Below are 25992 nucleotides of genomic sequence, written 5' to 3' on the forward strand. Positions count from 1 at the left end.
ACCGAGGGAGCCCCGCAATTCAAGCCATGCTGCAATATTGAGCGTACCGATCCAGCCAAAACCGGCATTTCGGCCCCCTTCCCCGCATGCTAAGCCTGACGAAGACGCGTTTCCTCGCGCCATATAGGCACTCAGACCGCGAGTTACACCTGCAAGATGACCCAAGGCGCCAAAGATTTTCCACAAATCAACCCGGATCTCCAGCTGCTGTCGGCAAAGCTCGACACACTGATCAGCCTCATCGCCCGGGCTGTTCCCGCTGAGCCGTCTGCCCCGGACTTTGCCGCTGCGGACGCTTTTGTCTGGCAGCCTCAGCCGGGCGAACTGTCGCCTGTGCCGAAGGTCAACCGGGTGGACCTGGATCTTCTGTGCGCCGTCTCGCGCGTGCGGGATCTCCTCTTTGAAAACACCATGCGCTTTGCCAAGGGGCTTCCGGCCAACAACGCCCTGCTGTGGGGCGCCAGAGGCATGGGCAAATCATCGCTGGTGAAGGCCGTTCACGGGGCGATCAATTCTGACGGCGGCGTGCCCGCGCTGAAGCTGATCGAGATCCACCGCGAGGATATCGACACCCTGCCCGCCCTGATGAAGATCATCAAGGGCGCCCCGTACCGGTTCATCATCTTCTGCGACGACCTGAGCTTCGATCACGACGACACCTCCTACAAGTCGCTGAAGGCGGTTCTGGAAGGAGGCATTGAGGGACGGCCAGAGAATGTCATCTTCTACGCCACCTCCAACCGCCGCCACCTGCTGCCGCGTGACATGATCGAGAACGAGCGCTCGACCGCGATCAATCCGGCCGAGGCGGTGGAAGAAAAAGTCTCCCTCTCCGACCGTTTCGGCCTGTGGCTCGGCTTCCACAACTGCAGCCAGGACGACTATCTGGAGATGGTCGGCGGCTATGTGCGCCATTTCGGGCTGGAGATCGATGCCGCAACGCTGCGGGCCGAAGCTCTGGAATGGTCGACCACCCGTGGCGGACGCTCAGGCCGCGTCGCCTTCCAGTACATTCAGGATCTTGCGGGAAGGCTGGGCAAGCCTCTGTCGTGAGACGCCAATGTTACGAATCAAAAGGTCCCGGAGCGCTGAAGCACTCCGGGACCTCTTTTTCATATGAGCCTGGCTTGTTTGCCGGCCGTCAGCCCTTGGGCAGATAGCGCGTCGGATCAACCGGACGGTTGCCCTGACGCAGCTCGAAATGCACCTGAGGCTGGCTGACGTTGCCGGTGGCACCCGCCTTGCTGATCACCTGACCGCGCTGGACTTCATCTCCGCGCTTGACCAGTATCTCGCTGTTGTGGGCATAGGCCGAAACCCAGCCATCTGCATGGCGGATGAGCACCAGATTGCCGAAGCCCTGCAGTTCGTTTCCGGCATAGATGACAGACCCGTCACCGGCCGCCTTCACCGGCGTGCCTTCGGGAACCGCCAGATTGATACCGTCATTGCGCGCACCGCCCGGCTTGGAGCCGAACTCGGAGATGACGCGGCCACGCACGGGCCAGCGGAACATCGGGCCGCCAACAGTCTCTTCCGGATCGATGGAAGCCGTCTGCACCGGCTTGCCTTCACCTGCGGCAGAGTTCATCGCCTCTATGGCCGGCTGGGCATTGGCCGGCAGGCTGGATGCGGGAACCTCACGCAGGGCTGCAATCGGGGCTGCAGGCTTCGGCTCGTTTGTGCGGGCAACAGGCTGCGGCTGTGCAGGCTGGGCTGCCGCAGACTGACGCGCGCCTGCAGGCTTGCGATCCGGTGCGGACACGGCTGCAAGCTGCTGCGCCGCCGGCGCTACAGTGCCCGTTGTTGCAGGAGAAGCCCCGGCCGCGGGCAATGTTGTCTGCTGAGCAGAGACACCAGCCGTTGAATAGGTGGGAATCAGGACAGTCTGACCGGCCTGCAGCGGCGCATTCTTATCGATCCCGTTTACGGCTGCGATGGCATCGGCGGGGACACCGAAACGCTGGCCCATGGAAGCGACAGATTCGTTCTGGCGGGCCGTCACACGGGTGCCGCCGGCACTGGACCAGCCGCGCCAGGACCGCTCGCCTTGCGCCTGCGAAAGATCAAGCGCAGACTGGGCAGGCGCAGGCAAAGCGGCAACCGGCTGCGGCGCCGGAGAACTTGAAGACTGCCCAAGCGGCGGCAGCGACGAACCGGAGACAGAACCAGTCGTGCGGGGCGAACCGCCCGAAGCAGGCAAGCCTCCATTGCTCCCGCCATTTCCGGCCACCACGTCCTGATAGGTCGGCTGACCGCCACCGGACTGGGCAAGAATTGAACGCTGATTGGGTGTGCTGCCCGTGTAAATGGGGCCGTCGGCGAAGCGCTCCATGCTTCCGCTGCAGCCCGCCCCGAAGGAGGCCAGTACACAGATCGCTGCGACCCGCAAACGCAGGGAGCTGCGATACTCACGCATCGGATTTGCCATCGCCCTACTCTGATCCACAGTTGAAAACCACTGGCAATGATTAGAAGCGAGTAAGGTTGACAAAGCCTAAACGCAGCATCAACAAAAGGTAAACCGCTTGATTTCCGGGCGCTTACAGCACCTGCGCAATCCCATCACGCAAGGAAACAAGCCGGACTTCGCCAACTTTCGTGCTGTGGTACTCACCATCCGTCTTGCGCATGCGCATGAGATCCTGCTGCTGCCCGGCCGGGCCGACAGGGGCAAGCAGAATACCATCCGGAGCGAGCTGAAGACGCACAGAATCGGGGATGGACGGCACCGAACCAGTCAGGATGATCCGGTCATAAGGCGCACGCTCGCGCAGACCCGTCAGCCCATCGGCATGATGAAACTCGACATTCTGGATCTTCAGGGCGGCAATGCGCTGGCGGGCCAGATTGATCAGGGTTTGATACCGGTCCGCCGTGAAGACGTGCTGGCTCAAGTGAGAGAGAATCGCCGTCTGGTAGCCGGAGCCGGTCCCGATCTCCAGCACCCTGTGGTTCGGCGCAATCTCAAGGAGCTGAACCATTTTCGCCACCAGTGACGGCGCACTCACCACCTGACCGCATTCGATCGGCAGCAGCGAATCCTCATAGGCAAAACGGTGATGGCGGGCAGACAGAAACAGGCGTCGCGGCACCCGCTCGATGGCGGAAAGCACGCGCCTGTCGTTCAGCCCGCGCCGGCGCAGCGACAATACCAGCGCGGCACGAGCCTCCGACTCATCCTGTGTGACCGATTCCGGCCCGGTGTCGAACACCTGCGGCATGCCCCACCCCTTTCAGGCCGTCAATTGCATCTTGCAATCAGGCCAGATGCTCCGCCACCAGCCCGACCAGATCATGCGCGGTCAGATCCAGGCGCAGCGGCGTCACGGAGATGCAATTGGCATTGAGTGCGTTGAGATCGCTGTTACCGACAGGATCATGCGTGCGGGCGGTAAAGCCAAGCCAGAAATACGGGAAGCCGCGCGCATCGACGCGCTCATCCACCATCAGGCCCGTCTGCTCGTGATGGCCCTGCACCGTCACCCGCACGCCCGCCACCTGATCCGCCGGACAGGCGGGGAAGTTGACGTTCAAAAGCGTGTAACGCGGCAGGCTGAAGTCCAGAAGCTTGCGGAACAGCGCCGGGCCATGAGCCTCCGCCGTGGAGTAGTCCGGGTTGCGGCCCTGACCGTAGCCATAGGCCTGCGAGACGGCGATCGAGGGAATGCCGAGGATGGCGCCTTCCATGGCGCCTGCAACGGTGCCCGAATAGGTCACGTCATCGGCGACATTCTCACCCCGGTTGATGCCGGAGAGAATGAGATCCGGCATACCCGGCAGCACCTTGCGGGCTCCCATGATGACGCAGTCGGTCGGCGTGCCGCGCAGGGCAAAGTGCCGGTCGTTCACCTGACGCAGGCGCAGCGGCTCAGAGAGCGTCAGCGAATGGGCGACGCCGCTCTGGTCCGTCTCCGGCGCAACGACCCAGACATCATCGGACAGGGTCTTCGCAATCCGCTCCAGGGCATAGAGCCCCGGAGAATGGATACCGTCATCATTGGTGATGAGAATGCGCATGGTTCACCCGATCTTTTCGAGGCCGCCCATGTAGGGGCGCAGAACCTCCGGCAAAGTGATGCTGCCATCGGCGTTCTGGTAGTTTTCCATCACCGCAATCATCGTACGGCCAACAGCGAGCCCCGAGCCGTTGAGCGTATGCACATAGCGCAGGCCCTTGGCCGCCGGATCGGACGGACGCAGGCGCGCGCTCATGCGGCGGGCCTGGAAGTCGCCGCAGACCGAGCAGGACGAGATTTCGCGGTAGGTGTTCTGCCCCGGCAGCCAGACCTCGATGTCATAGGTCTTCTGCGAGCCGAAGCCCATGTCGCCAGTGCAAAGGGTCATGACACGGTAGTGCAGGCCAAGCTTCTGCAGCACTATTTCGGCGCAGGAGAGCATCCGCTCCAGCTCGTCCTGCGAGGTCTCAGGCGTTGTCACCGACACCAGCTCGCATTTCTGGAACTGGTGCTGGCGCAGCATGCCGCGCGTGTCGCGGCCGGCCGAACCGGCTTCCGAACGGAAGCAATAGGTCAGCGCCGTAACGCGCAGCGGCAGCATGTCTTCCGTCAGGATCTCGCCCGCCACCAGATTGGTCAGCGGCACCTCTGCGGTCGGCACGAGATAGTGGTTGTCACCAGCCTTGAAGAGGTCTTCCTCGAACTTCGGCAGCTGGCCGGTGCCATAGAGGGTTTCGGAATTGACGAGCAGCGGCGGCGACACTTCGGTGTAGCCGTTCTGGGTCGTGTGCAGATCGATCATGAACTGGCCGAGCGCACGCTCAAGCCGGGCAAGCTGGCCCTTGAGCACGACGAAACGTGCGCCCGACAGCTTGGCCGCAACGGCAAAGTCCATGCCGCCGTTGGCCTCGCCCAGCTCGTAATGCTCCTTCGGCGCAAAGCCAAGGCTCAGTTCCGGCTTGTCTCCCCAGGTGCGGTAGACAACATTGCCGCTCTCATCCTCGCCATAGGGCACATCGTCCAGCGGCAGGTTGGGGATGACGCAGAGCGCCTTGTCGAGCGCCTCGTTCAGGCGGCGCTCTTCATCCTCGCCCTCCTGAATGAAGGTCTTGATCTTGGCGACTTCATCGATCAGCGCCTGAGCCGCTGCTTCATCCTTCGTGGCCTTGGCCTTGCCGATTTCCTTGGAGGCCGCATTGCGGCGCTCCTGGGCTTCCTGCAGGCGGGCAATGTGGCTGCGGCGCGCATCGTCGAGCGCGATGAGACGGGCGGATGCCTTGTCGAGGCCACGGCGTGCGAGGGCTGCGTCGAAGGCGTCGGGGTTGTCCCGGATCCACTTGATGTCGAACATGTCAGGCTTCCGCTGAAAGACAGGAAAAGCGGCCCGGACAGACCGGCGGAAGGGGCAAAGGCAAGAAAGCCAGGAAGCGGTTCAGTCCGCCGCTTCGCTCTCTTCCTTCTCGGCCCGCTTGCGCTCGATCATCCGCACCGAAAGAATGGACACTTCGTAGAGAAGCAAGGTCGGGATCGCAAGGCCGATCTGACTGATCGGGTCTGGCGGCGTCAGGACAGCCGCAACGATGAAGGCGATCACCATTGCGTATTTGCGCTTTTCCTTGAGCGTTTGCGAAGAGAGGAACCCGGCGCGCCCCAGCAGTGTCAGCACCACTGGCAGCTGAAACACGAGGCCGAAGGCGAAGATCAGGGTCATGATGAGACCGAGATATTCACTCACCTTGGCCAGATGCTGGATGGCCACCTTGCCCTCGCCGCCCGTCTGCTCCATCGAAAGGAAGAAGCCCATCGCCATCGGCATGACGAAGAAATAGACGAGGCATGCGCCCATCAGGAACAGCACCGGTGTGGCCGCCAGAAACGGCAGGAATGCATGCCGCTCGTTCTTGTAGAGCCCCGGCGCTACGAACATGTAGATCTGCGAGGCAATCACCGGAAACGCCAGGAACAGCGCGCCGAACAGCGCCAGCTTCATCTGGGTGAAGAACCACTCCTGCGGCGCCGTGAAGATCATCTCGACAGGCTTGGCCGATCCCACCGCCTTCAGATAGGGCACCGTCAGGATGTTGTAGATGTCCGTCGCGAAGTAGAAACACACGGCAAACATGATGATGAAGGCGATGACCGACTTCAACAGGCGGGAGCGCAGTTCGATCAGGTGCTCGATGAGCGGCGCCCGGGAAGCGTCGATGTCGTCCTGGCTCATGCTGTCTTGTCCTGGGAAGCAGGTGCAGCCTGTGCTTCTGCGGGGTTGGCCGGAGCAGGCTCGGGCTTCGACGCTGTTTGAGGCTCAACCACGGGCCCGGGCGCCTGAGGCCCCGTCACGGGAACCGCCAGCGGCTGGTCTTCCGTCGAGCTCGCGGCGGAAACGGGCACCGGCGGCGAAACGGGCACGGCAGCATCGGATGCCGGAGCCTGAGGCGCGGCGTCCTTGCCGGCTGCCTTGTCACCTTCAATTGCCTTCCTCAGGTCGCCCAGAGGATTGAAGTTCGAGGCAGCATCGGCGGCCTTGCGCATATCATCAATTTCGGCCTGACGCTCAGCCTCACGGATGGCGTCATTGAAGGTCGACTGAAACTCGTTCGCCATCCGCCGCATCTTGCCGACGATCTGACCAAAGGTCCGCAGCATCCGCGGCAGGTCTTTCGGGCCAACGACAATGATCGCCACGCAGGCAATCACCATAAGTTCAGCCCATCCGATATCGAACATGAATAACCGCCATCCCTAGCGACAAAGCGACTGACGTATCAGCCAGCCTTGGACTGGTCCTGTACCTTGTCGGCAGCAACCGGATCGGCCGGCTTGTGTTCGATGGTCTTGGACACCTCGGGAGCCTTCTCGGCTGTGTCGTCCTCGGCCATGCCCTTCTTGAAGCTCTTGATGCCCTTGGCGACGTCACCCATCAGATCGGAGATCTTGCCTCGCCCGAAGAGCAGGATGACGATCACTGCGATGATCAGCAGCTGCCAGATACCAATACTCATTCCCAGAACTCCCAATGCGGGTCAGATACGCAATGCCCTGCCCTTGTGCACCCTTGCCCCTGGCGCAGGACGCTTGTCCACCAAGCGCCAGACTCAGGAGATGTGGGACCCGGAACACGGCCCCGCAAGCTCCTTCTAGTCGGTTACGGCCTCTTTGGCAAAGGCAAGTACATCCCGTGGATCAAGCTCCACACTCACATCAGAACCTGCAGTAAGGCCCTCGTCACCACGCAACCGCGCCTTCAGGGGCTGGGACAGTCCTTCCACGTCCACAAGCACCAGATCTGCCATCCCGATGAAGCGGCGGCTGAGAATGCGCCCCTTGCAGCCCTTGCCCTCGGCGCCGGAAAGAATCACGCCTTCCGGGCGCACGCAGATGTCCAGCTTCGTGCCGGCAGGCAAGCAGCGCTCCGGTTCCAGCGCCAGCCGGCCCAAAGCGCACTCCAGCCCGTCTGCCGTGGCCACGCCTTCCAGTTCGTTGACCTCGGAGAAGAAGCGGGCCGCAAACCGGCTTGTGGGCTGAAGATAAAGCTCCCGCGCCGTACCGAACTGCACCAGCCGCCCGCGCCGCATGAGGGCGATCCGGTCGCCCATGCGCATCGCCTCTTCCGGGTCGTGGGTCACCATGATGCAGGTCGCCCGCGTCTCGCGCAGGATCATCAGGGTTTCCTCGCGCACATCGTCGCGCAGGCGCCGGTCGAGGCCCGAGAAGGGCTCATCCATCAGCAGGATGCCAGGGCGCGGCGCAATCGCGCGGGCCAGCGCCACGCGCTGCTGCTCGCCGCCGGACAAAGAATGGGGATAATCATCCGCGTAGCCCGCCAGCCCCACCCGCGCCAGCATCTGCCCGGCCACCGAGCGGGCCGCATCCCGGCTCAACTGCGTCAGGCCGAACATCACGTTCTCACGGTTGGTGAGATGCGGAAACAGCGCATAGTCCTGGAACATCAGGCCCACACCGCGTTTCTCGGGCGGCAGGAAGCGGGCAGGCCCGGCAACTTCCTCGCCATTGATCAGCACGCAGCCGGACGTTTGCGGCTCGACACCGGCCGCAATGCGCATCAGCGTTGTCTTGCCGCAGCCCGAATGGCCCAGAAGGCAGAGAATTTCACCCGGCTCGATGCTGAGGCTGACGCCGTGCAGCGTCGGCACGCCGTCATAGGCATGAAAGACATTCTCAAAGGCCAGACCAGCCGCAAAAGCTGCCCCCGCCGTGCCGCGCGCACCCCAGCCGGGGGTATCGCCGCTCTCGGGCCGTTCTTTCAGGGCGGTTGCGCTCATTGCTGCGGTTCCTCTGCTTCAAGCTCTTCGAAATCGAACAGTTCCCCCGTCTCCAGCGGATCTTCATCCGGGGCAAGCGTATCCGAATCGTCAGGCATCGGGACATGGAAGCTGGCGGGAATGGCACTGTCGAGCAGCCCTGCCCCCTTCAGCTCCTCAAGGCCCGGCAAATCGCCGATGACCTCCAGCCCGAAATGGTCGAGAAAGGCATCCGTGGTGCCGTAGGTGACCGGGCGGCCCGGCGTCCTGCGGCGGCCGCGCATGCGGATCCAGCCGGTCTCCATCAGCACGTCCAGCGTGCCCTTGTTGGTCGAAACGCCGCGGATTTCTTCCACCTCGGCGCGGGTCACCGGCTGGTGATAGGCGATAATGGCAAGGGTTTCCAGCGCCGCCCGCGAGAGCTTGCGCTGTTCCACCGCCTCGCGCTGCAGCAGATAGGCCAGATCCTCGGCGGTGCGGAAGGCCCATTTTCCGGCCACCCGCACCAGATTGACGCCGCGCATCGCATAATGGCGCTTCAGCTCCGAGAGAAGGCCATCCACATCCATGCCCTGCGGCAGCCGGGCGGCAATGTCGTCCCGCGCCAGCGGCTCGGCAGAGGCAAAGAGCAGCGCCTCCACCATGCGCAGGCCATCCCGGTCGATCTCATCCGCCATCGCGGGAACCCTCCTGCCGTTTTCTGATATAGACCGGCTCAAACGGGCCGGACTGGCGCAGCTCGATATGCCCTTCACGGACCATTTCGAGGCTGGCGGAGAACGTGCTGGCGAGCACGGTCGCCCGTTCCTGATCGTCCATCAGATAGTCCATCAGATAGGAATTGATCGGCGCCCAGTCCGCCATGCTGCCGACAAGGCGCGTGAGGATTTCGCGCGCCTCCTGCAGTGACCACACGGTCCTGAGCCGCACCCGCACGTGGGTGACCGACTGGCGCTGGCGCTGCGCTGCATAGGCGGTCAGAAGCTCGTAGATGGTTGCCGTCCAGACGCTCTTGCGCTGCACGGCCAGCTGCTGCGGCGCGCCGCGGGCAAACACATCCCGGCCCAGCCGGTTGCGCGCCATCAGCGCAGCAGCGGCGTTGCGCATCGCCTCAAGGCGCTGCAGGCGGAAGGCGAGCGCTGCGGCCAGTTCCTCGCCCGTCGGCTCATCCTCGTTCTTCTGCTCGGGGATCAGCAGCCGCGACTTCAGATAGGCGAGCCAGGCCGCCATCACCAGATAGTCGGCCGCAAGCTCCAGCCGCATCTTGTGGGCTTCCGAGACGAAGGCAAGATACTGCTCCACCAGCGCCAGAATGGAAATGCGGGTGAGATCGACCTTCTGACCGCGCGCCAGCGTCAGCAGAAGGTCGAGCGGGCCTTCAAAGCCGTCCACATCCACGACAAGCTGCGGATCGGACACCGCCCGCTCATTGTCGATGGGCGGGCCTTCCAGAAAGTCCGGCTGTGTCACCATCTGCCGTTTCCTTCACGCGCTGGTTCCGGGCCGCACAAAATCAGGCAAGCCCCGCGCCGCCCAGCAGGTCATCCATTTCCGCCCGCGCCGCAAGCGTATCAAAGCCCGTTTCCGGCACCGGGCGCACAGCGACGGCCCGCACGCAGCGGTCAAGGCTGGCGCCCTGCAGCACCGGCGCAACTGCCGCCACCTGCCGCATCTCTTTGAGATCCCCGTTGCAGTGAAGCGCAAGATCACAGCCCGCAGCAAAGGATTTCGCAGCCCGGCTGCCAATATCGCCGCCCAGAGCCTCCATGGAAAGATCGTCACTCATCAACACGCCGTCAAAGCCGATCTGACGGCGGATAACCTCTTCAATGATTATCTGCGACTGGGTGGCCGGATGATCCGGATCGATATCCTCGAACAGCAGATGACAGGTCATGCCCAGCGGCAGATCCGCCAGCTTGCGGAATGGAAGCATGTCCACCGCTTCCAGATCAGTGCGCGGCGCCCGCACGCGCGGCAATTCCAGATGGCTGTCGACTTCAGCCCGCCCGTGTCCGGGAAGATGCTTGATCACCGGCAGCACGCCGCCTGCCAGCAGGCCGTCACAGGCGGCCCGGGCGAGCGCTGCCACCGTCTCCGGCTCACCCGCATAGGCCCGGTCGCCGATGGCATCCACCGTCTGCGGAAACAGCACGTCCAGCACGGGCATGCAGTCCACGGTGATGCCAAGGGTGGCCAGGTCACTGGCGATCAGCCGCGCGCCGAGAAAAGCGGCGCGCAGGCCCTTTTCCCGGTCCAGCTCATAAAGCGCTCCGAAGCGGCGCGCAGGCGGATAGGACGGGGCGAGCGGCGGGCGCAGGCGCTGCACCCGCCCGCCTTCCTGATCGATCAAAACGGGAGCATCGCTGCGGCCAACTGCCTCACGGAAGGCGGCTGTCAGCGCCCCGATCTGCTCGCGGCTCTCGCAATTGCGGCGGAAGAGAATGAGCCCCCACGGGTCTTCGGCAGCCAGAAAGGCGCGCTCATCCTGCGAAAGTTCCAGCCCCGCACAGCCCGTGATGAATGCCTTCGTCATCAAACACCTTTGCGGGCGTCCTTCCACAGGAACCGCCCGGATCTGTCAGGCCGCACAAAGGGCTGATTTGCACCCTCTGCGCGCCTGGCTCATAAACATGCCCTGAGACCCATGTGCCAATCACAGGATGCCATCATGCGCAAGCGCCACGACACACCCAAGGGACGTCTTCACAGCCTCACGGTCGCAAGCCCCCTGCTGGCAGCCAATCTCCTGGGCGATCCGGCAGAGCGCGAGGTCATCGTCTACGTGCCCCACGGCCTTGATGGCAAGGGGCTTCCGCTTCTCGTCGATCTTGCGGGCTTCACCGGATCGGGCCCCGGCCACGCCGCCTGGAAGAATTTCGGCGAGAACCTGCCCGAGCGGCTGGACCGGATGATCGAAGATGGCATCCTGCCCCCGGTTGTCATTGCCATGCCCGACTGCTTTACCCGGCTGGGCGGCAACCAGTATGTCGATTCGGCCGCCATGGGCCTGTGGGCGCAATATCTCACCGGCCCGATGCTGGAGGCGGTCGAGAGCCGCTTCGGCTGCGGCGGCAAGGGCAAACGCGGGCTTTTCGGCAAGTCTTCCGGCGGCTATGGCGCCATCATGCATGCCATGCGGCACGCGGATGTGTGGTCGGCGGCCGCCTGCCATTCCGGCGACATGGGTTTCGAGCTGTGCTACCTGCCCGACATGCCCAACGTGCTGCGCACGCTGGCACGCAAGGGCGGCTCGGTGGAGCGTTTCATCACCGACTTCGAGGCAGGACCGAAATTCTCCGGTTCCGACATGCATGTGCTGATGTCCCTCGCCATGGCCGCCAGCTATGATCCGGACCCGGACAGTTTCTGCGGCATCCGCCTGCCGGTCACCTCGGGCACCTGCGAGCTCATCCCCGAACGCTGGGCCAACTGGCTGGCAAATGACCCGGCGCAGATCGTCACGCAGCACCTGGACGCGCTTGCAAGCCTCAAGGCGCTGTGGATCGATTGCGGTGACGTCGACCAGTACAATCTCCTCTACGGCGCCCGCCGCCTGCACCAGACGCTGACCGCAAGGGGCGTCGCGCATGTCTATGAGGAGTTCCCGGACAACCACTCCTCTATCGACTACCGGCTGGAGCGCAGCCTGCCGCACTTGGTGAAGGCATTGATGTAAGAGACTGTATTCAAATAAAAAACGCCGGTCAAATGACCGGCGTTTCTATTGGGCTATCTGTCTCAGTTGCGGCGGACGAAGCAATCGCCGCCGGCAGACTGCAGGCTGCCGCAGAGCGCGTCGGCGGCGTCCTTAGACCCGGCCGGAATGCGCACGCGGTAGAACGTGCCGCGGCCTTCGATCTCGATCGGCTCGATGACCGGCGTCTGGCTGCCCAGCACCGAAGGATAGCGGCGCTGAAGGGCAGAATAGGCTGTCTGCGCCTGCTCAGGCGTGCGCTGCGACGTCACCTGCACCACATAGGTGCCCGGTGCAATCGAGGACGCAGCAGGTGCGGAAGCCTGAGCCTGCTGCACGGGCTGCGCGGCAACCGGCTGGGGTGCTGCCGGCTGGGTCAGATTGAGCGGCCCGGAATTGACAGGCTGCGGCGTGGAAGGCTGGGCCGGAACCGGCTGCGGCTGAACAGCAGCAACCTGTGCTCCTGGGCCCGGCTTCACGCGCGGGGATGCGCCCTTGAAAATCGCATCCGCTGCCCGCTGCTCTTCCGGGGTCACCGGCGTCAGCGCTCCTGCGGGTTCCTCTGCGCCCTGCGCGGGCGTCAGGGTTGCGACAGGGGCAAGCGCACCAGCTGCGCTGGGCATGCCCGGCGTTTCAAGTGCCGGGGCCTGCGCAACCGGCGTCGGCGAAACGGTTCTGACCGTCCCGGCCCCGGCCGTATCAGCGCCCGAGGCGCCGTTGATAATCGTGCCGTCAGGCCGCACCACAAGCGTGCGCACCCGCTTCGGCGCCCCCGGCGTCAGATCCGATGCAGAGCCATCCACCGGTGCGGGGGGAAGTTCGGCCGGCTCCGGGCTATCCTGCACGACCATGCGCTCACCATCGGCCGGCTCTCCGCCAACACGGTCATATATGAGCTTGGCGGGCTGGCCGGCACCGCTTTCAGCCGGTTCGGGATAGGTCTTCAGCGGCTCTTCGAGCCCTGCAATCACCTGCGGCGGGCCATCCGGCACGGACGAGCCGCCCGTTCCGAGCAACGCGAAGGCAGCTCCTCCGGCAACGGCCACGCCAAGTACAGCGGCAGCAATCTTCAGGCCCCGGCGGCTGTTGCCGGCATGCGGCGCCGCCTGCTCTTCATACGAGGAATGAGGCGGCAGGATACCGGCGCCCGCAAGGGTCGGATCACTCTCCTGCATGGCACGGGCAACCGCATCCAGATCATAGCCACCCGGAGGGGGGGGGGCCTCGTCCTCGTCATACAGCAACGGCAGTTGCTGCGCCTGCGGACGGCTTTGGGCAAAGATGTCCGCGATGTCGCCTTCAGACAGATTATCTTCGACAGGTCCCGCATCGCGCGGAAGATTGCGCAAGGCATCCGGCCAGGCCATGTCATCGATATCGGCAGTATCAAGGCCGGAAGACATGCGCTCGGGCTCGCGGGCCTTCTGCAGCCTTTCATCGTTGAACAGGGAGCCGACGAGATCATCAAGCTCGGCAAAGCTGGCCGAAGCTTCCTTTGCACTGCGCACGGCTGCATCGGACGCCAGCGACGGCCAGGGCTGCGTTGCATCCGGCACGAAGGGAACAGCAGCGGTCGCCGCCTTGCTCGGCTGGGGCGCTGCAGCCAGCGCTTCGGGATCATAGCCTCCGTAGGACGGCGCGCTGGCGGGCTTGCTCACAGGCTCGGCCTTGGCCTGAGGCATCTGAGGTGTTGCACGCGGCTTGAAGGTCCGCTCTGCCGGTTTTTCTCCCGCAACCGGAGTTTCCTCACTCAGCGCGGAGACCAGCGATCCGGCGAGGGCTGCCGAAAGACTTGCAGCCATGGATCCCGTGCCTGCAGCGGAAGCAGACGAAGCAGGCTCCTCCTGGCCATATCCGGCAAAGGATGAGGCCGGCTGAGCACGGGGCTGCTCCTGAGAACCAGCTTCGATGGCACCCTGCAGCTCATCCTCAAGCCCCTGCTCCAGACTGGCAGCAAAATCAAAGCCGCTTCCCTGATCCAGGGACCCGCGCAAAGGGCTCTGGTCCGCAGCCTCATACCGGCTGCCAGCCGCCGTCAGATTGCCAGCATAGTCCCCGGAGGAATAAGCCTCTTCCGTATAGGTCTCTTCTTCCGGGTAAGCACCAGCATCTCCATAGCCTTCGTCAGCATAGGCAGACGCGGCATAGGGCTGGCTCGGGTAAACTTCGTCGCCATCCATGGCGGCATCGTCTTGCGGATAGCCTGCAAGCTCTTCCGGATCGAGAGACAGGTTCAGGTCAGGGCGCAGACCGGCAACAACCTCGTCCGGAGCACTCTCGCCGGCGTAATAGTTCAGCTCGCCGGAAGACAGCGACGAAGCAAAGGCATCCTCATCCAGCTGAAGGCCGGAAGAGCCGCGCAAGCTGTAGCTCTCCATTGACGGGGCATACTGCTCCGGCTCCGGCTCTTCATAGCGCAACGGATCTCCGCCGCTGCGCAGACCCGGCGTCACGAAAGGCTGCGACACGACCTCAGGGTAGCCGCTTTCCTCGCTGCGGGGCGTGCCATATGGGTCTTCCAGATGAAAGTCTTCAGGCAGGGCTACGGCCGGAGCGCCATAATCCGGCTGCCCGGCATAGGCTTCGTACGGCTCATCCGCGTAGGATCCGGCGCCGGAATAAGCCTCGGCGCCAGCATAGCTCTCCGGCTGGCCGTAAGCGCCCGCTCCCTCGTCACCGCTGTAACCGGCAGACTGGGAAACCGGAGGCTGCCCCGCCGGCTCCCGCAGCAGGTCATCCTGATCCAGCGCTGCGAAGTAATCGCCGCCGGCTTCTGGAGATGCGGGACGGTTGCGGTTGACGATGCGCGCCAGCTGAACCAGCGGATCCTCAGCGCCCAGCTGATCGTCCGTATGCCGTGCGGCAGAATCTGCCTCACGGAAAGAATCGGATCTGGGAAAGTCAGAGCGTTGAGACATATTCGTGTTGCGTTCCACCGATGGCATCCGGCCAGGCCAACTGGCTATCCGGGATCACCCGGCCGGACACACTCTCCTGCCTCAGCGCATTTCCTGGGGGGCGTCGACTCCAAGAATTGCAAGCCCAGAAGCAAGAACCAAAGATACTGCCCTCACAAGAGCAAGACGCGCGAGAGTCAACTCTGTATTTTCAGGGTTAATAAAACGTAATTGCGGCATTTCCTTGCCACGGTTCCAGTGCGCATGCAAGGAACTTGCCAGATCGTGCAGGAAAAACGCGATTCTGTGCGGTTCGTGCGCCTCGGCGGCGGCGTCGACCATCTTCGGCCACATCGCAAGCTTGCCGATCAGCTCCAGTTCGCCAGAATCACTCAGGCCTTCGTAGCTCACCGCAGCCAGTGCAGCGTCCGACAGATCCTGCCCCTTCAGTTCCTCAGCCGCCTGACGCAGCACCGAGCAGCAGCGGGCATGGCCATACTGCACGTAGAAGACGGGATTGTCCTTCGACTGTTCCGTCACCTTCTGGAAATCGAAGTCGAGCGGCGCGTCATTCTTGCGGAACAGCATCATGAAGCGCACCGGATCGCGGCCCACTTCTTCCACCACATCGCGCAGGGTGACGAAATCGCCGGCACGCTTGGACATGCGCACGGGCTCGCCCGCCCGGAACAGCTTCACCAGCTGGCACAGGCGCACGATGACCTCGGACGAACCGCCTGAGATAGCCTTGCCGACCGCTTCCAGACGCTTCACATAGCCGCCGTGGTCGGCGCCCAGCACATAGACCATCTCCTTGAAGCCACGCTCGTATTTCGACAGGAAATAGGCGACGTCGGCGGCAAAGTAGGTGTAGGAGCCGTCGGACTTCTTCAGCGGGCGGTCGATGTCATCGCCAAAACCGGTGGCGCGGAACAGGGTCTGCTCGCGGTCTTCCCAGTCTTCCGGCAGCTGGCCTTTCGGCGGCGGCAGGGTGCCCTCATAGACGAGATCACGGCCGCGCAGCACGTCCAGCATCCGGTCGATGGGCGATTCTCCGCCTTCGTTACGCTCATGCAGGGTGCGCTCGGAGAAGAACACATCGTGATGCACGTTGAGGAGCTTCAGATCACCCCGGATCAGCTCCATCATGCCTGAGATCGCCGCTTCCTTGACGATCGGCAGAGCCGCATCCTCTCCCATCTCCAGCAGCGCCTTGCCATGGGCCTTGGCCAGCTCCTCGCCCACCGGCTTCAGATAGTCGCCCGGATAGAGGCCAGCCGGAATCTCGCCGATCTCCTCGCCCAGAGCCTCGCGGTAGCGCAGGAAGGCGCTGCGGGCGAGCGTGTCGATCTGCGAGCCTGCGTCGTTGATGTAGTATTCGCGGGTCACCTCATAGCCGGCATAGGCCAGCAGGTTGGCCAGCGCATCGCCGAAGACCGCGCCGCGCGTATGGCCCACATGCATCGGGCCCGTCGGGTTGGCCGAAACATATTCCACATTGACCTTGGCGCCGCCGCCCAGTGCGGAGCGGCCGAAATCAAGGCCGCCGCTGACGACAGCGCCCAGAATCCGCTGCCACACCACGGGCTTGACGCGCAGGTTGATGAAGCCGGGTCCGGCAACGCTGACCTCTGCAACTTCGGCATCCTTGGCAAGGGCTGCGGAAATCTGGTCGGCCAGATCACGCGGCTTCATGCCGAGCGGCTTGGATAGAACCATGGCCGCGTTGGTGGCAAGGTCGCCATGGGCCGGATCGCGCGGGCTTTCCACGGTGATGCGGGCAAGATCCTGATCGCTCAAGGGGCTGGGAAGATCGAGCGCCTTGACGGCAGCCTGCACCCGGGTGGTGAATTCAGCAAAGATGTTCATCGTATGGCCAATCTGGCTTGTCTTGAAAAGGAATGGCTTGAGCGCCCCGGTTTCATCCTGGGGCATGTCTGGCGGCGGGCCTAGCCCAAATCCGGTGTATCGTCAAACAGGCGGCGGTGTTCCTCGATGGCATAACGGTCGGTCATGCCGGCGATAAAGTCGCAAACCAGCCGCGCCCTCGCCTCTCCCGAGAGGTCTGCCGCCCCTGACGCCCACTCGCGCGGCATGTCGGACGGGCTGGCCATGTAGCGGGCAAACAGCTCGCGCGTGATCCGCGCCACCAGCTTGCGCACTGACAGCACATCCGGGTGCCGGTACATGCGGGCAAAGAGGAAGCGCTTCACTTCCTTCTCGGCCTTGCTCATCTCTGCGGAGAAGTCCACCACCGCATGCCCTGCCCTGCGGATGTCCTCTGCGCTTTTCGGCTGCAGCTCGCGCAGGCGGCGGATGCCCTCGCGGATCACGTCTTCCACCATGCGGGTGATCTGGCGGCGGACGATCTCATGGATGCGCCGCGGCTCGTCCAGTCCCGGATAGCGGCTATCGACTTCCTGCAGGATGTCCGCCAGGAACGGCACTTCGGCGATGTCCTGAATGTTGAACAGCCGCGCGCGCAGCCCGTCATCCAGATCGTGGGCGTCATAGGCAATGTCATCGGCAATGGCGGCGGCCTGCGCCTCTGCGCTTGGCCAGCTGTCGAAGCGCAGATCCTGCTTGTCCGAATAGGTGCGGATGGCGAAGGGCAGCACGCTGTCCTTGAACTTGCCAAGCGGCGCGCCGGAGGCATCCACCAGCGGGCCATTGTGCTTCACAAGGCCTTCCAGCGTTTCCCAGCTGAGGTTCAGCCCGTCCCATTCCGCATAGCGGTGCTCCAGCGAGGTGACGACGCGCAGCGACTGGGCATTGTGGTCAAAGCCGCCGTAAGGGGCCATGCACTCATGCATCACATCCTCGCCCTCATGTCCGAAGGGCGTGTGGCCAAGGTCATGGGCGAGCGCCAGGCACTCGGCCAGATCCTCATCGAGCCGCAGGGCGCGGGCGAGCGCGCGGGCGATCTGCGACACCTCGATCGTGTGGGTCAGACGCGTGCGATAGTGATCGCCCTCGTGATAGACGAAAACCTGGGTCTTGTGCTTCAGGCGGCGGAAGGCGGTGGAATGAATGATGCGGTCCCGGTCGCGCTGGAAGGGCGTGCGCGTCGGGCTCTCAGGCTCGGGGTGAAGACGCCCCAGCGTCTGCGCCGGGTCCTGTGCATAGACGGCCCGTGCCTGCGCCCCATAACCAAGGCTCGCTACTGTCATTCAAATCACCCCACCTGCAAGCAGACCGTACCGGACGGCATTCCTGACCTTGCGCTTCTGCAATTGACGCAGGCCCAATGCGTACATACCTATTAGTCAAGACAAGGCGCAACTGTGATGACACCCTGTGAATGGCTGGATATGGCCATTTTCCTGCAGAAATCCAGCGCCGCCCCCTTGATGGAAGCCGAAATCATGAGCACAGACACCCTGGAAGCCGCCACTCCGGTCACCTTGAGCGCCCGCGCCGCCCGCCGTGTTGCAAAGATTCTCTCCGGCGAAACGCCCGGCTCCATGCTCCGCGTCAGCGTCGAAGGCGGCGGCTGCTCGGGTCTTCAGTACAAGTATGACGTGGTCACCGCCCGCGAGGAGGATGATCTGGTCATCGAGCGCGACGGCGCCACGGTTCTGGTCGATTCGGTGTCGCTCCAGTACATGGAAGGCTCGGAGATCGACTTCATTGACGACCTGATGGGCCAGTCCTTCCAGATCCGCAATCCCAACGCCGTCGCCGGCTGCGGCTGCGGCACGAGTTTCACGATCTGAGATCACATCACCCCTTCGCAGCGTATTGCCTTCGTGAGGTTGCCATCGTGTGGTCTGCTGCGAAGGCGAAACTGACCAGACTTGCAGACACCAAAACCCTCACGGGTCCCGGCACAAGGCCGGGACGGCGTGGAGAATGTGTCTCCTTTGCGAGCCCGCTGAACACGCTCTGTCCTCAGGCATAATATCCTCCAGAAGCATTTCCACCGCGCCGTCCCGGCCTTGTGCCGGGACCTGTTATGGACGCACTGCCTGAAACACGCTGGCAGCTCCGGGGATACAGCCCCACCCCGCAATGGCGATACCCGAGCACGTTTTCCCGCACGTCCTCAATCCCCCCTCTCTGGCCATCCCCCCACGTGCCTGCTAACACTATCAGCCGGAAAACATGAGATCGGCAGAAGGACGGGCTGCGGGGATGAAGATCGCCACCTGGAACATCAACGGGGTCAAGGCCCGCATCGACACGGCGCTGCAGTGGCTTTCCGAGGCAAAGCCCGATATTGCCTGCTTCCAGGAAATCAAGTCGGTGGACGAGGCCTTCCCTTCCGTGCCTTTCGAGGAACTGGGCTATCACGTCGCCACCCACGGGCAGAAGGGCTTCAACGGTGTTGCGATCCTCTCCCGCCAGCCGCTGGAGGATATCCAGCGCGGCCTGCCTGGCGATGACAGCGACGAGCAGGCCCGCTACATCGAAGCAACCGTTTCGACAGACGGCGGGGCGCTGCGCGTCGGCTGCCTGTACCTTCCCAACGGCAACCCGCTGGGCACGGAAAAATTCCCCTACAAGCTGCGCTGGATGGACCGGCTGATCGCCCATGCCCGCACGCGCCTTGCCGAAGAAACGCCCTTCCTGCTGCTGGGCGACTACAACGTCATCCCCGAGCCGAAGGATGCGCGCAATCCGCAGGACTGGCTGGGCGACGCCCTGTTCCAGCCCGAAAGCCGCAGCCGCTTCCGCAGCCTTGTCAATCTCGGCTTCACCGAAGCCGTGCGCGCCTCGACGGATGCTGCCGAAACCTACACGTTCTGGGATTATCAGGCAGGTGCCTGGCAGCGGAACAACGGCATCCGCATCGACCACATCCTGCTATCACCGCAGGCAAGCGACCTGATGCGCGGCTGCGGCATCGACGCCCATGTGCGCGGCTGGGAAAAGCCTTCAGACCACGTGCCTGTCTGGGTGGATCTTGCGGCGTAAGCCATAACGCCCTCATCTCTCATTGCAAGGCTCTGAGACGCTGATGCATCACGCCTTGAAAAGGCTCAAGCGCCGCGCGGGCTTAACCGGCACTCGATGTGTCAAGCTCGTCATGCGGCGGCATCACGCCCTCAGGCGAAGCTGAATACCCGCCCCTGAATAGCAAAACGCCTGCGGCACGAACCGCAGGCGAAGGTGTCCGTTTGATGCAGATGGGTGGTGTTACCGCAGGGTCGCGGCGCTCAGTGCCTCGGCCGAAGGCGCACGCATCGGCTCGTGCTTGGCTATCCAGGCATCGGCACGGCGGGCAGCGGAGCGGCGGATGTCCTCACTTGCCAGCGAGAAATACCGCTCCTGCATGTCGACGACCCAGCTCAGATCGCCCACGCCCTCTTCAGCCGCATGGGCACGGGCAATGGTCATCCACATCAGCCCGCGTTCGCGGTTCTCCAGCGAGTCGGCCAGGTTGAACAAGGTCTCGCCCAGCAGCGCCTGCGCCCCGATGTGCCCCTTGAGTGCCGCAAGGTTGAACCAGCGCACGGCCATCAGATCGTTGTTCTCGCGGTAGATCTGCCCCAGCTCATACTGGGCTTCCGCATCGCCGAAATACGAGGCGGCGTGGGTGAAGATCTGGCGGGCACGGGCCGGATTGGCCTTGACCTGCGTGTTCTTGATGCCGGTCATGTAGTACTTGCCGAGCGCTACGAAGGCGCTGGACACGAAAGGTGCCTGCGGAGAGGTGGGGCTTTCGTCGCCATAAAGGCTGACAACCTGATTGTAATATTCGAAAGCCTTATAGTCGTCCTCGGCAACGCCGTCACCGGCCGCATACATCTGGCCCAGCTTCCAGGCAGCCATCGGCTGGCCGTTTTCGGCCGCGTAGCGCAGGGAATCAAGGGCAGCCTGCTTGTCGCCGGAATAGTATTTCCTCGCGCCGAGACGCAGCGCCTCGCTCGCAGTCATGCGCTCCGGTGTGATCTGCTCATTGCTGGCCGGTGTTCCGTCGAAAGCATGAGCAGGCACCAGCAGCATGAGCTGCAGACCGGCGATCTGGACGAGATTCCGCAAGATACGCATGACTCTGGATCTCACCTTGGTGCGGACTGGCGCACCTTTTCCGGCCAAAGCTGCAGCGCGGCCGGCAGCCAGCCTGGCCGCCATGCCCGTGGCGCCGTGCGGCGCTGGCCCTGTGTGAATTCGATGGACAGAAAAATACTGCTGCATTCCGGCAGCATTTGGGCCAGCACCATTGAGGCTGTCAGTATTTGCGCTGGCAGCTGTGGCACCATGCGAAAAAAATCTGCGGGAGATGGAACCAAGGAAAGAGGAATGCGTTTCACCGCTGTAAAGACAGACTCGGGATGTCACCCCGCCATTCCCTGTCCTGTTCAACGCAAAGATAACGCGCACACCAAACCCCTGATCCAAATGGCATACACACTGATGCGTATGCCCGCTTGACTGCCTCGCTCTTCATGCCTGCCGCTCATTCCCCCAAGGGGCGGCGGCAATTTGCTGAAGATCATTCTGCCCTTCCATGCCATAAAGGGTTGAAGCCCAATCGTGGCTGAACGGCGGCAATTCCGGCGCCACAAGTCATAGCGCATCACATCGCGTCTGACTGTTGCGGCGGCGCCACAGACTCGCGTCTGTTTTTTGGCCGTTCCCACCACCCCGAGCCCTGCAAAGCTCAAGGTTTCTGCCGCTTCCAGCCTCCAGAGCACCTGCCAAAAAGCAAGCCGGGCAACCATTCACGGCTGCGCGGCGTCTGTTGCTGCTGCATGGCAGGGACTGGCGCGGGGCCGGACGGCCCTTGCACATACCCTGGACGAAAGCGGTTGACATTCGGTTGTCCAGACCGTTCAAAAGCGCCGTTTCGTTGGAAATCCGCGCGGTTCCGGGGCTTTCCCCTTTCGCCGCAGGCTGGCGGCTGAGACAATCGCGCCGAATCGGGCAGCAGCGAATCGGGCTCCGGCAACGGGAACCGGACACACGGCACGGCCATTTGCGTCACACGCAAGGGCCTGCCCCACAGACTATGGAACATGGAAACGGCATGAGCGCAGACGAGGATCTCTTCGCAGGATCAGCAGCAGCGGCAGGAAGTGCGGCAGCCCGGGCAGCCCCGAAGGCGGCCCGCAAGGCAGCCCTTGCAGCCGTCCCGTCCGCCCTGCAGGCAGAGACGGCACCGGCTGCCCCGGCCGAACCGGCACGCCCTGCCCCGCAGCGCAGCCCGGCATCTTCTTCGGGCGAAGATTACACGGCAGCCGACATCGAGGTGCTGGAAGGCCTTGAGCCGGTGCGCCGCCGTCCGGGCATGTATATCGGCGGCACCGATGAAAAGGCGCTGCATCACCTCTTTGCCGAAATCATCGACAACTCGATGGACGAGGCCGTCGCAGGCCATGCCACCTGGATCGACGTTGCCGTTGGCGCCGATGGCTATATCACCATCACCGACAATGGCCGCGGCATCCCGGTCGATCCACATCCCAAGTTCAAGGACAAGTCCGCGCTCGAAATCATCATGACGACGCTGCATGCGGGCGGCAAGTTCGACAGCAAGGTCTACGAGGCCTCGGGCGGCCTGCACGGCGTGGGCTCGTCGGTGGTGAATGCCCTGTCGGAGGAAATGGTGGTCGAGGTGGCGCGGGCGCGCAAGCTCTACCGTCAGGTCTTCCAGCGCGGCAAGCCCGTGGGGCCGCTGGAACTCGTCGGCGATGTGCAGAACCGGCGCGGCACGCTGGTGCGTTTCAAGCCCGACTGGCAGATCTTCGGCAAGGAAGCAAAGTTCGAGCCGGCGCGTCTTTTGCGCATGGCCCGCTCCAAGGCCTATCTGTTCGGCGGCGTCGAGATCCGCTGGCATTGCGACCCGGCGCTTCTGGACGAGAAGGACAAGACACCGGCCGAAGCCGTGTTCCACTTCCCCGGCGGCCTGAAGGACTTCCTTTCCGAAAAGCTGGGCAAGGAGCGCAAGGTCATCGACGACATCTTTGCCGGCAAGCTGGGCCAGCCCGGCAAGCACGGCGCGGTGGAATGGGCCGTCACCTGGTTTGCGGGCGACGGGTTCCTGTCCTCCTACTGCAACACTGTGACGACACCGGAAGGCGGCACGCATGAAGCGGGCCTGCGCTATGCGCTGCTGCGCGGGCTCAAGGCCTATGCGGATCTCGTCGGCAACAAGAAGGCCGCGATCCTCACCTCGGAAGACATCATGACCTCGGCCGCCGGCATGCTGTCGGTGTTTATCCGCGAGCCGGAGTTTGTCGGCCAGACCAAGGACAAGCTGGCCACCAACGAGGCAACGCGCATCACCGAAAATGCCCTGCGCGATGCCTTCGACCACTGGCTGACCGCCTCCCCCACCCAGGCCAACAAGCTGCTGGAATGGGTGATCGACCGGGCAGAAGAACGCCTGCGCCGCCGCCAGGAAAAGGACGTGGCCCGCAAGACCGCCGTGCGCAAGCTGCGCCTGCCGGGCAAGCTGGCGGATTGTTCGGCCAACCAGTCGGAAGGCACGGAGCTGTTCATCGTCGAGGGTGACTCGGCCGGCGGCTCCGCCAAACAGGCCCGCAACCGCAACAATCAGGCCGTGCTGCCCCTGCGCGGCAAGATCCTGAACGTTGCCAATGCCGGGCGCGACAAGCTGGTGGCCAACCAGCAGCTGGCGGATCTGATCCAGGCGCTCGGCTGCGGCACCCGCACCCATTACAAGGACGCGGACCTGCGCTATGAGAAGGTCATCATCATGACCGACGCCGACGTGGATGGTGCGCACATTGCCTCGCTGCTGATCACCTTCTTTTACCGCGAGATGCCGGAGTTGATCCACAACGGCCACCTCTACCTCGCCGTGCCGCCGCTCTACCGCCTGACGCAGGGCGGCAAGACCATCTATGCCCGCACGGACGAGCATAAGGACGAGCTGATGGCCACCGTCTTCAAAGGCAAGAGCAAGGTCGAAATCGGCCGCTTCAAGGGTCTTGGCGAAATGCTGCCGGGACAGCTGAAGGAAACCACCATGGATCCGTCCAAGCGCACCCTGCTGAAGGTGCAGGTGGTGGCGGGCGACGAGGCGGACACAAGCGACACCGTCGAACAGCTCATGGGCAACAAGCCGGAAGCCCGCTTCCGCTTCATCCAGGACCGCGCCGAATTCGCGCATGACCTCGACATCTGAGCGTGAAGCACCCGCTGCAAGCTGACGGCGAAGTCAAGCTGCTGCATTTGCGATGAGAGGCAGGCGCCCATGTGCCTGCTGATTTGCTCCCAACTGGCGCCCTGTTAGCATTAACAGGGCCGTTTCAGGGTCAAAACCTCAGGAAAACATTGACAAGGGGGCCTTTAACTGTAGGGTGGCGCCAATTCCGGACCCGGGCAAGGCTTGGGGCCGGCCGGCTACAGCGACCCAGAATCGGATCCCGTTCTCAATGTCATTTGACACTCTCGGCCTCAGCGAGAAAGTCCTCCAGGCAGTTACCGCTGCCGGTTATAACGAACCGACCGCCATCCAGAAGGGCGCCATTCCCCATGTGCTGGAACGGCGCGATGTTCTGGGCATCGCCCAGACAGGCACCGGCAAGACGGCTTCCTTCACGCTGCCGATGCTCACCCTTCTCGAAAAGGGCCGCGCCCGTGCACGCATGCCCCGCACCCTGATCCTTGAGCCGACGCGCGAACTCGCAGCGCAGGTTCAGGAGAATTTCGAGCGGTATGGCGTCAACCACAAGCTGAATGTCGCCCTGCTGATCGGCGGTGTTTCTTTCGGCGAGCAGGACAAGAAGATTGACCGCGGTGCCGACGTTCTGATCGCCACCCCGGGCCGCCTGCTGGATCACGTCGAGCGCGGCAAACTGCTGCTGCAGGGCGTTGAGATCCTTGTGATCGACGAAGCCGACCGCATGCTCGACATGGGCTTCATCCCGGATATCGAGCGGATCTGCAAGCTGATCCCCTTCACCCGCCAGACCCTGTTCTTCTCGGCCACCATGCCGCCGGAAATCCAGCGCCTGACGGAAACCTTCCTGCAGAACCCGGCCAAGGTTGAAGTTTCGACACGCTCTTCCACGTCCTCGACCATCACCCAGCATCTGGTGGCGACCGGCGGCGAAGACTATGAGAAGCGCCAGACCCTGCGCGATCTTCTCGCCCAGGCCGAAGATCTGCAGAACGCCATCGTCTTCTGCAACCGCAAAGTTGACGTGGCCACCCTGTTCCGCTCTCTGGAGCGGCATGGCTTCAATGTCGGCGCGCTGCATGGCGACATGGACCAGCGCACCCGCATGACCATGCTGGACAATTTCCGCAAGGGGAACCTGAAGCTGCTCGTCGCCAGCGATGTGGCTGCCCGTGGTCTCGACATTCCGGACGTGAGCCACGTGTTCAATTTCGACGTGCCGATCCATGCGGAAGACTATGTTCACCGCATTGGCCGCACGGGCCGCGCCGGACGCCTCGGCGTTGCCTATACGCTGGTTGACGGCGACGACCAGAAGTATCTGGGCGCCATCGAGAAGGTGATCGGCAAGAGCATCGACTGGCTGGGCGAGCCGCTGGACTTTGAAGCTGCCATTGCCGAGCGCAAGGAGCGCCGCAAGGCTGCCCGCTCCGGCGGCGCCAAGACTGAACGCCCTGCCCGCCGCACCCGTGGCAGCAGCCGCACCCAGGAGGCTGCGCCGGAGGAAAGCCCGCGCGAGGAAGCCGCAGAGGTTGCCGAGGCAAAGGCACCCGCACGCACCCGGACACGCCGCCCGCGCAAGAGCGAGACGGCCGAGGTGCAGGATGCTGCACCGGCCGTGATGGCCGAAGATGCACCGCAGCCGCGCATTGCCCCGCAGCAGGCACAGCCGCAGGACACCGGCCGCGAGCGCAACGACCGGAACCCCCGCGACGGCAACCGCAATCAGCCGCAGCAGCGCGACCGCAACGGTGGCAACAATCGCCGTGGCCGTCATCAGGATGATGACCAGCCGGTCATCGGTCTCGGTGATCACATTCCCGCCTTCCTGCTCCGCGATCCGCGTGCCAAGAAGGCATCCTGATCAGGAAGACCGGATATAAACAATAGCGCCGCCGGATCTGTACCTGAACAGAGCGGCGGCGTTTTGCTGCAAAAATCAGCCTGCACCAAATATTTCTGGTGTTGACGCCTTGCGGTACATGACCGCACGGCAAGCATTGTATACCGTAGACAGCAGAGCGCCTGCGGCAGATTTATGCGTAATTTAACCCAGCGTTAAATTACATAATACTAGTGTTAC

Annotated in this window: 21 protein-coding genes; 6 read left to right on the plus strand and 15 right to left on the minus strand. The window is 63.4% G+C overall.

Features of this window, described 5'->3' with window-relative positions; translation table 11 throughout:
* Positions 1 to 156: 156 nt before the first annotated feature.
* Positions 157 to 1053: an ATP-binding protein gene (locus tag H163_RS0116475; RefSeq protein WP_019965711.1), complete on the plus strand. Its 897-nt coding sequence runs from the start codon at positions 157 to 159 to the stop codon at positions 1051 to 1053.
* Positions 1054 to 1141: 88 nt separating this feature from the next.
* Here the strand turns inward: H163_RS0116475 and H163_RS0116480 are convergent, their stop codons facing one another.
* The 11 genes from H163_RS0116480 to nagZ form a co-directional block, all read right to left on the minus strand.
* Positions 1142 to 2335, minus strand: a complete 1194-nt coding sequence (locus tag H163_RS0116480; protein ID WP_244296124.1) for a M23 family metallopeptidase — start codon at positions 2333 to 2335, stop codon at positions 1142 to 1144.
* A gap of 208 nt (positions 2336 to 2543) precedes the next feature.
* Positions 2544 to 3224, minus strand: coding sequence for a protein-L-isoaspartate(D-aspartate) O-methyltransferase (locus H163_RS0116485; protein ID WP_019965713.1), 681 nt, complete (start codon positions 3222 to 3224; stop codon positions 2544 to 2546).
* Between the two features lie 37 nt (positions 3225 to 3261).
* Positions 3262 to 4020, minus strand: a complete 759-nt coding sequence (gene surE / locus H163_RS0116490) for a 5'/3'-nucleotidase SurE (RefSeq protein WP_019965714.1) — start codon at positions 4018 to 4020, stop codon at positions 3262 to 3264.
* A gap of 3 nt (positions 4021 to 4023) precedes the next feature.
* Positions 4024 to 5310 (minus strand): serine--tRNA ligase, encoded by a 1287-nt coding sequence (gene serS / locus H163_RS0116495; RefSeq protein WP_019965715.1) that lies wholly within the window; start codon positions 5308 to 5310, stop codon positions 4024 to 4026.
* Positions 5311 to 5391: 81 nt separating this feature from the next.
* A complete protein-coding gene (gene tatC, locus H163_RS0116500; RefSeq protein WP_019965716.1) occupies positions 5392 to 6180 on the minus strand; it encodes a twin-arginine translocase subunit TatC in 789 nt (262 codons plus the stop codon).
* Positions 6177 to 6686, minus strand: coding sequence for a Sec-independent protein translocase protein TatB (gene tatB, locus H163_RS24045; protein ID WP_019965717.1), 510 nt, complete (start codon positions 6684 to 6686; stop codon positions 6177 to 6179). The genes tatC and tatB overlap by 4 nt, the downstream gene beginning before the upstream one ends.
* A gap of 38 nt (positions 6687 to 6724) precedes the next feature.
* Positions 6725 to 6961, minus strand: coding sequence for a twin-arginine translocase TatA/TatE family subunit (locus tag H163_RS0116510; protein WP_019965718.1), 237 nt, complete (start codon positions 6959 to 6961; stop codon positions 6725 to 6727).
* Between the two features lie 135 nt (positions 6962 to 7096).
* Positions 7097 to 8242 carry an ABC transporter ATP-binding protein gene (locus H163_RS0116515; RefSeq protein ID WP_019965719.1) on the minus strand — a complete coding sequence of 382 codons (1146 nt, stop codon included), beginning with the start codon at positions 8240 to 8242 and terminating at the stop codon, positions 7097 to 7099.
* A complete protein-coding gene (scpB, locus tag H163_RS0116520; RefSeq protein ID WP_019965720.1) occupies positions 8239 to 8898 on the minus strand; it encodes an SMC-Scp complex subunit ScpB in 660 nt (219 codons plus the stop codon). The genes H163_RS0116515 and scpB overlap by 4 nt, the downstream gene beginning before the upstream one ends.
* On the minus strand, positions 8888 to 9694 hold the full coding sequence (locus H163_RS0116525; protein ID WP_019965721.1) for a segregation and condensation protein A: 807 nt from the start codon (positions 9692 to 9694) through the stop codon (positions 8888 to 8890). Before H163_RS0116525 ends, scpB begins: the two co-directional genes overlap by 11 nt.
* Before the next feature lie 40 nt (positions 9695 to 9734).
* Complete coding sequence (nagZ, locus tag H163_RS0116530; RefSeq protein WP_019965722.1) at positions 9735 to 10757, minus strand: beta-N-acetylhexosaminidase; 1023 nt, start codon at positions 10755 to 10757, stop codon at positions 9735 to 9737.
* 135 nt (positions 10758 to 10892) lie between these two features.
* On the opposite strand from nagZ, the gene H163_RS0116535 reads away from it, so the two are divergent.
* Positions 10893 to 11900: an alpha/beta hydrolase gene (locus H163_RS0116535; RefSeq protein ID WP_026355955.1), complete on the plus strand. Its 1008-nt coding sequence runs from the start codon at positions 10893 to 10895 to the stop codon at positions 11898 to 11900.
* A gap of 62 nt (positions 11901 to 11962) precedes the next feature.
* Here H163_RS0116535 and H163_RS0116540 read toward each other — a convergent pair whose 3' ends face one another.
* The 3 genes from H163_RS0116540 to H163_RS0116555 all read right to left on the minus strand — a co-directional run bounded on the left by H163_RS0116540 (position 11963) and on the right by H163_RS0116555 (position 17985).
* A complete protein-coding gene (locus H163_RS0116540; RefSeq protein ID WP_019965724.1) occupies positions 11963 to 14836 on the minus strand; it encodes an SPOR domain-containing protein in 2874 nt (957 codons plus the stop codon).
* Positions 14837 to 14917: 81 nt separating this feature from the next.
* Entirely contained in the window at positions 14918 to 16684 is a 1767-nt protein-coding gene (gene argS, locus H163_RS0116550; RefSeq protein ID WP_019965725.1) for an arginine--tRNA ligase, read from the minus strand.
* An 80-nt stretch (positions 16685 to 16764) separates the two neighbouring features.
* Positions 16765 to 17985 carry a deoxyguanosinetriphosphate triphosphohydrolase gene (locus H163_RS0116555; RefSeq protein WP_019965726.1) on the minus strand — a complete coding sequence of 407 codons (1221 nt, stop codon included), beginning with the start codon at positions 17983 to 17985 and terminating at the stop codon, positions 16765 to 16767.
* A gap of 195 nt (positions 17986 to 18180) precedes the next feature.
* Between H163_RS0116555 and erpA the strand changes: the two genes are divergently transcribed.
* Positions 18181 to 18531, plus strand: coding sequence for an iron-sulfur cluster insertion protein ErpA (gene erpA, locus H163_RS0116560; RefSeq protein ID WP_026355957.1), 351 nt, complete (start codon positions 18181 to 18183; stop codon positions 18529 to 18531).
* Between the two features lie 418 nt (positions 18532 to 18949).
* The gene (gene xth / locus H163_RS0116565) at positions 18950 to 19732 is read left to right on the plus strand and encodes an exodeoxyribonuclease III (protein ID WP_019965728.1); all 783 of its coding nucleotides are present in this window, start codon (positions 18950 to 18952) and stop codon (positions 19730 to 19732) included.
* 222 nt (positions 19733 to 19954) lie between these two features.
* Here xth and H163_RS23050 read toward each other — a convergent pair whose 3' ends face one another.
* Positions 19955 to 20809 (minus strand): tetratricopeptide repeat protein, encoded by an 855-nt coding sequence (locus H163_RS23050; protein WP_019965729.1) that lies wholly within the window; start codon positions 20807 to 20809, stop codon positions 19955 to 19957.
* A gap of 979 nt (positions 20810 to 21788) precedes the next feature.
* Here H163_RS23050 and parE point away from each other — a divergent pair.
* Positions 21789 to 23912, plus strand: coding sequence for a DNA topoisomerase IV subunit B (gene parE / locus H163_RS0116580; protein ID WP_026355959.1), 2124 nt, complete (start codon positions 21789 to 21791; stop codon positions 23910 to 23912).
* Between the two features lie 250 nt (positions 23913 to 24162).
* Positions 24163 to 25773 carry a DEAD/DEAH box helicase gene (locus H163_RS0116585; protein WP_019965732.1) on the plus strand — a complete coding sequence of 537 codons (1611 nt, stop codon included), beginning with the start codon at positions 24163 to 24165 and terminating at the stop codon, positions 25771 to 25773.
* Positions 25774 to 25992 lie beyond the last annotated feature (219 nt).

Source organism: Pannonibacter phragmitetus DSM 14782 (assembly GCF_000382365.1).
GTDB lineage: Bacteria > Pseudomonadota > Alphaproteobacteria > Rhizobiales > Stappiaceae > Pannonibacter > Pannonibacter phragmitetus.

Bases quoted from the DNA above. Each gene is read 5' to 3' on its own strand.
- H163_RS0116475 (WP_019965711.1), top strand. From the start codon at position 157: ATGACCCAAGGCGCCAAAGATTTTCCACAAATCAACCCGGATCTCCAG.
- H163_RS0116480 (WP_244296124.1), bottom strand. From the start codon at position 2,335: ATGGAGCGCTTCGCCGACGGCCCCATTTACACGGGCAGCACACCCAAT.
- H163_RS0116485 (WP_019965713.1), bottom strand. From the start codon at position 3,224: ATGCCGCAGGTGTTCGACACCGGGCCGGAATCGGTCACACAGGATGAG.
- surE (WP_019965714.1), bottom strand. From the start codon at position 4,020: ATGCGCATTCTCATCACCAATGATGACGGTATCCATTCTCCGGGGCTC.
- serS (WP_019965715.1), bottom strand. From the start codon at position 5,310: ATGTTCGACATCAAGTGGATCCGGGACAACCCCGACGCCTTCGACGCA.
- tatC (WP_019965716.1), bottom strand. From the start codon at position 6,180: ATGAGCCAGGACGACATCGACGCTTCCCGGGCGCCGCTCATCGAGCAC.
- tatB (WP_019965717.1), bottom strand. From the start codon at position 6,686: ATGTTCGATATCGGATGGGCTGAACTTATGGTGATTGCCTGCGTGGCG.
- H163_RS0116510 (WP_019965718.1), bottom strand. From the start codon at position 6,961: ATGAGTATTGGTATCTGGCAGCTGCTGATCATCGCAGTGATCGTCATC.
- H163_RS0116515 (WP_019965719.1), bottom strand. From the start codon at position 8,242: ATGAGCGCAACCGCCCTGAAAGAACGGCCCGAGAGCGGCGATACCCCC.
- scpB (WP_019965720.1), bottom strand. From the start codon at position 8,898: ATGGCGGATGAGATCGACCGGGATGGCCTGCGCATGGTGGAGGCGCTG.
- H163_RS0116525 (WP_019965721.1), bottom strand. From the start codon at position 9,694: ATGGTGACACAGCCGGACTTTCTGGAAGGCCCGCCCATCGACAATGAG.
- nagZ (WP_019965722.1), bottom strand. From the start codon at position 10,757: ATGACGAAGGCATTCATCACGGGCTGTGCGGGGCTGGAACTTTCGCAG.
- H163_RS0116535 (WP_026355955.1), top strand. From the start codon at position 10,893: ATGCGCAAGCGCCACGACACACCCAAGGGACGTCTTCACAGCCTCACG.
- H163_RS0116540 (WP_019965724.1), bottom strand. From the start codon at position 14,836: ATGTCTCAACGCTCTGACTTTCCCAGATCCGATTCTTTCCGTGAGGCA.
- argS (WP_019965725.1), bottom strand. From the start codon at position 16,684: ATGAACATCTTTGCTGAATTCACCACCCGGGTGCAGGCTGCCGTCAAG.
- H163_RS0116555 (WP_019965726.1), bottom strand. From the start codon at position 17,985: ATGACAGTAGCGAGCCTTGGTTATGGGGCGCAGGCACGGGCCGTCTAT.
- erpA (WP_026355957.1), top strand. From the start codon at position 18,181: ATGAGCACAGACACCCTGGAAGCCGCCACTCCGGTCACCTTGAGCGCC.
- xth (WP_019965728.1), top strand. From the start codon at position 18,950: ATGAAGATCGCCACCTGGAACATCAACGGGGTCAAGGCCCGCATCGAC.
- H163_RS23050 (WP_019965729.1), bottom strand. From the start codon at position 20,809: ATGCGTATCTTGCGGAATCTCGTCCAGATCGCCGGTCTGCAGCTCATG.
- parE (WP_026355959.1), top strand. From the start codon at position 21,789: ATGAGCGCAGACGAGGATCTCTTCGCAGGATCAGCAGCAGCGGCAGGA.
- H163_RS0116585 (WP_019965732.1), top strand. From the start codon at position 24,163: ATGTCATTTGACACTCTCGGCCTCAGCGAGAAAGTCCTCCAGGCAGTT.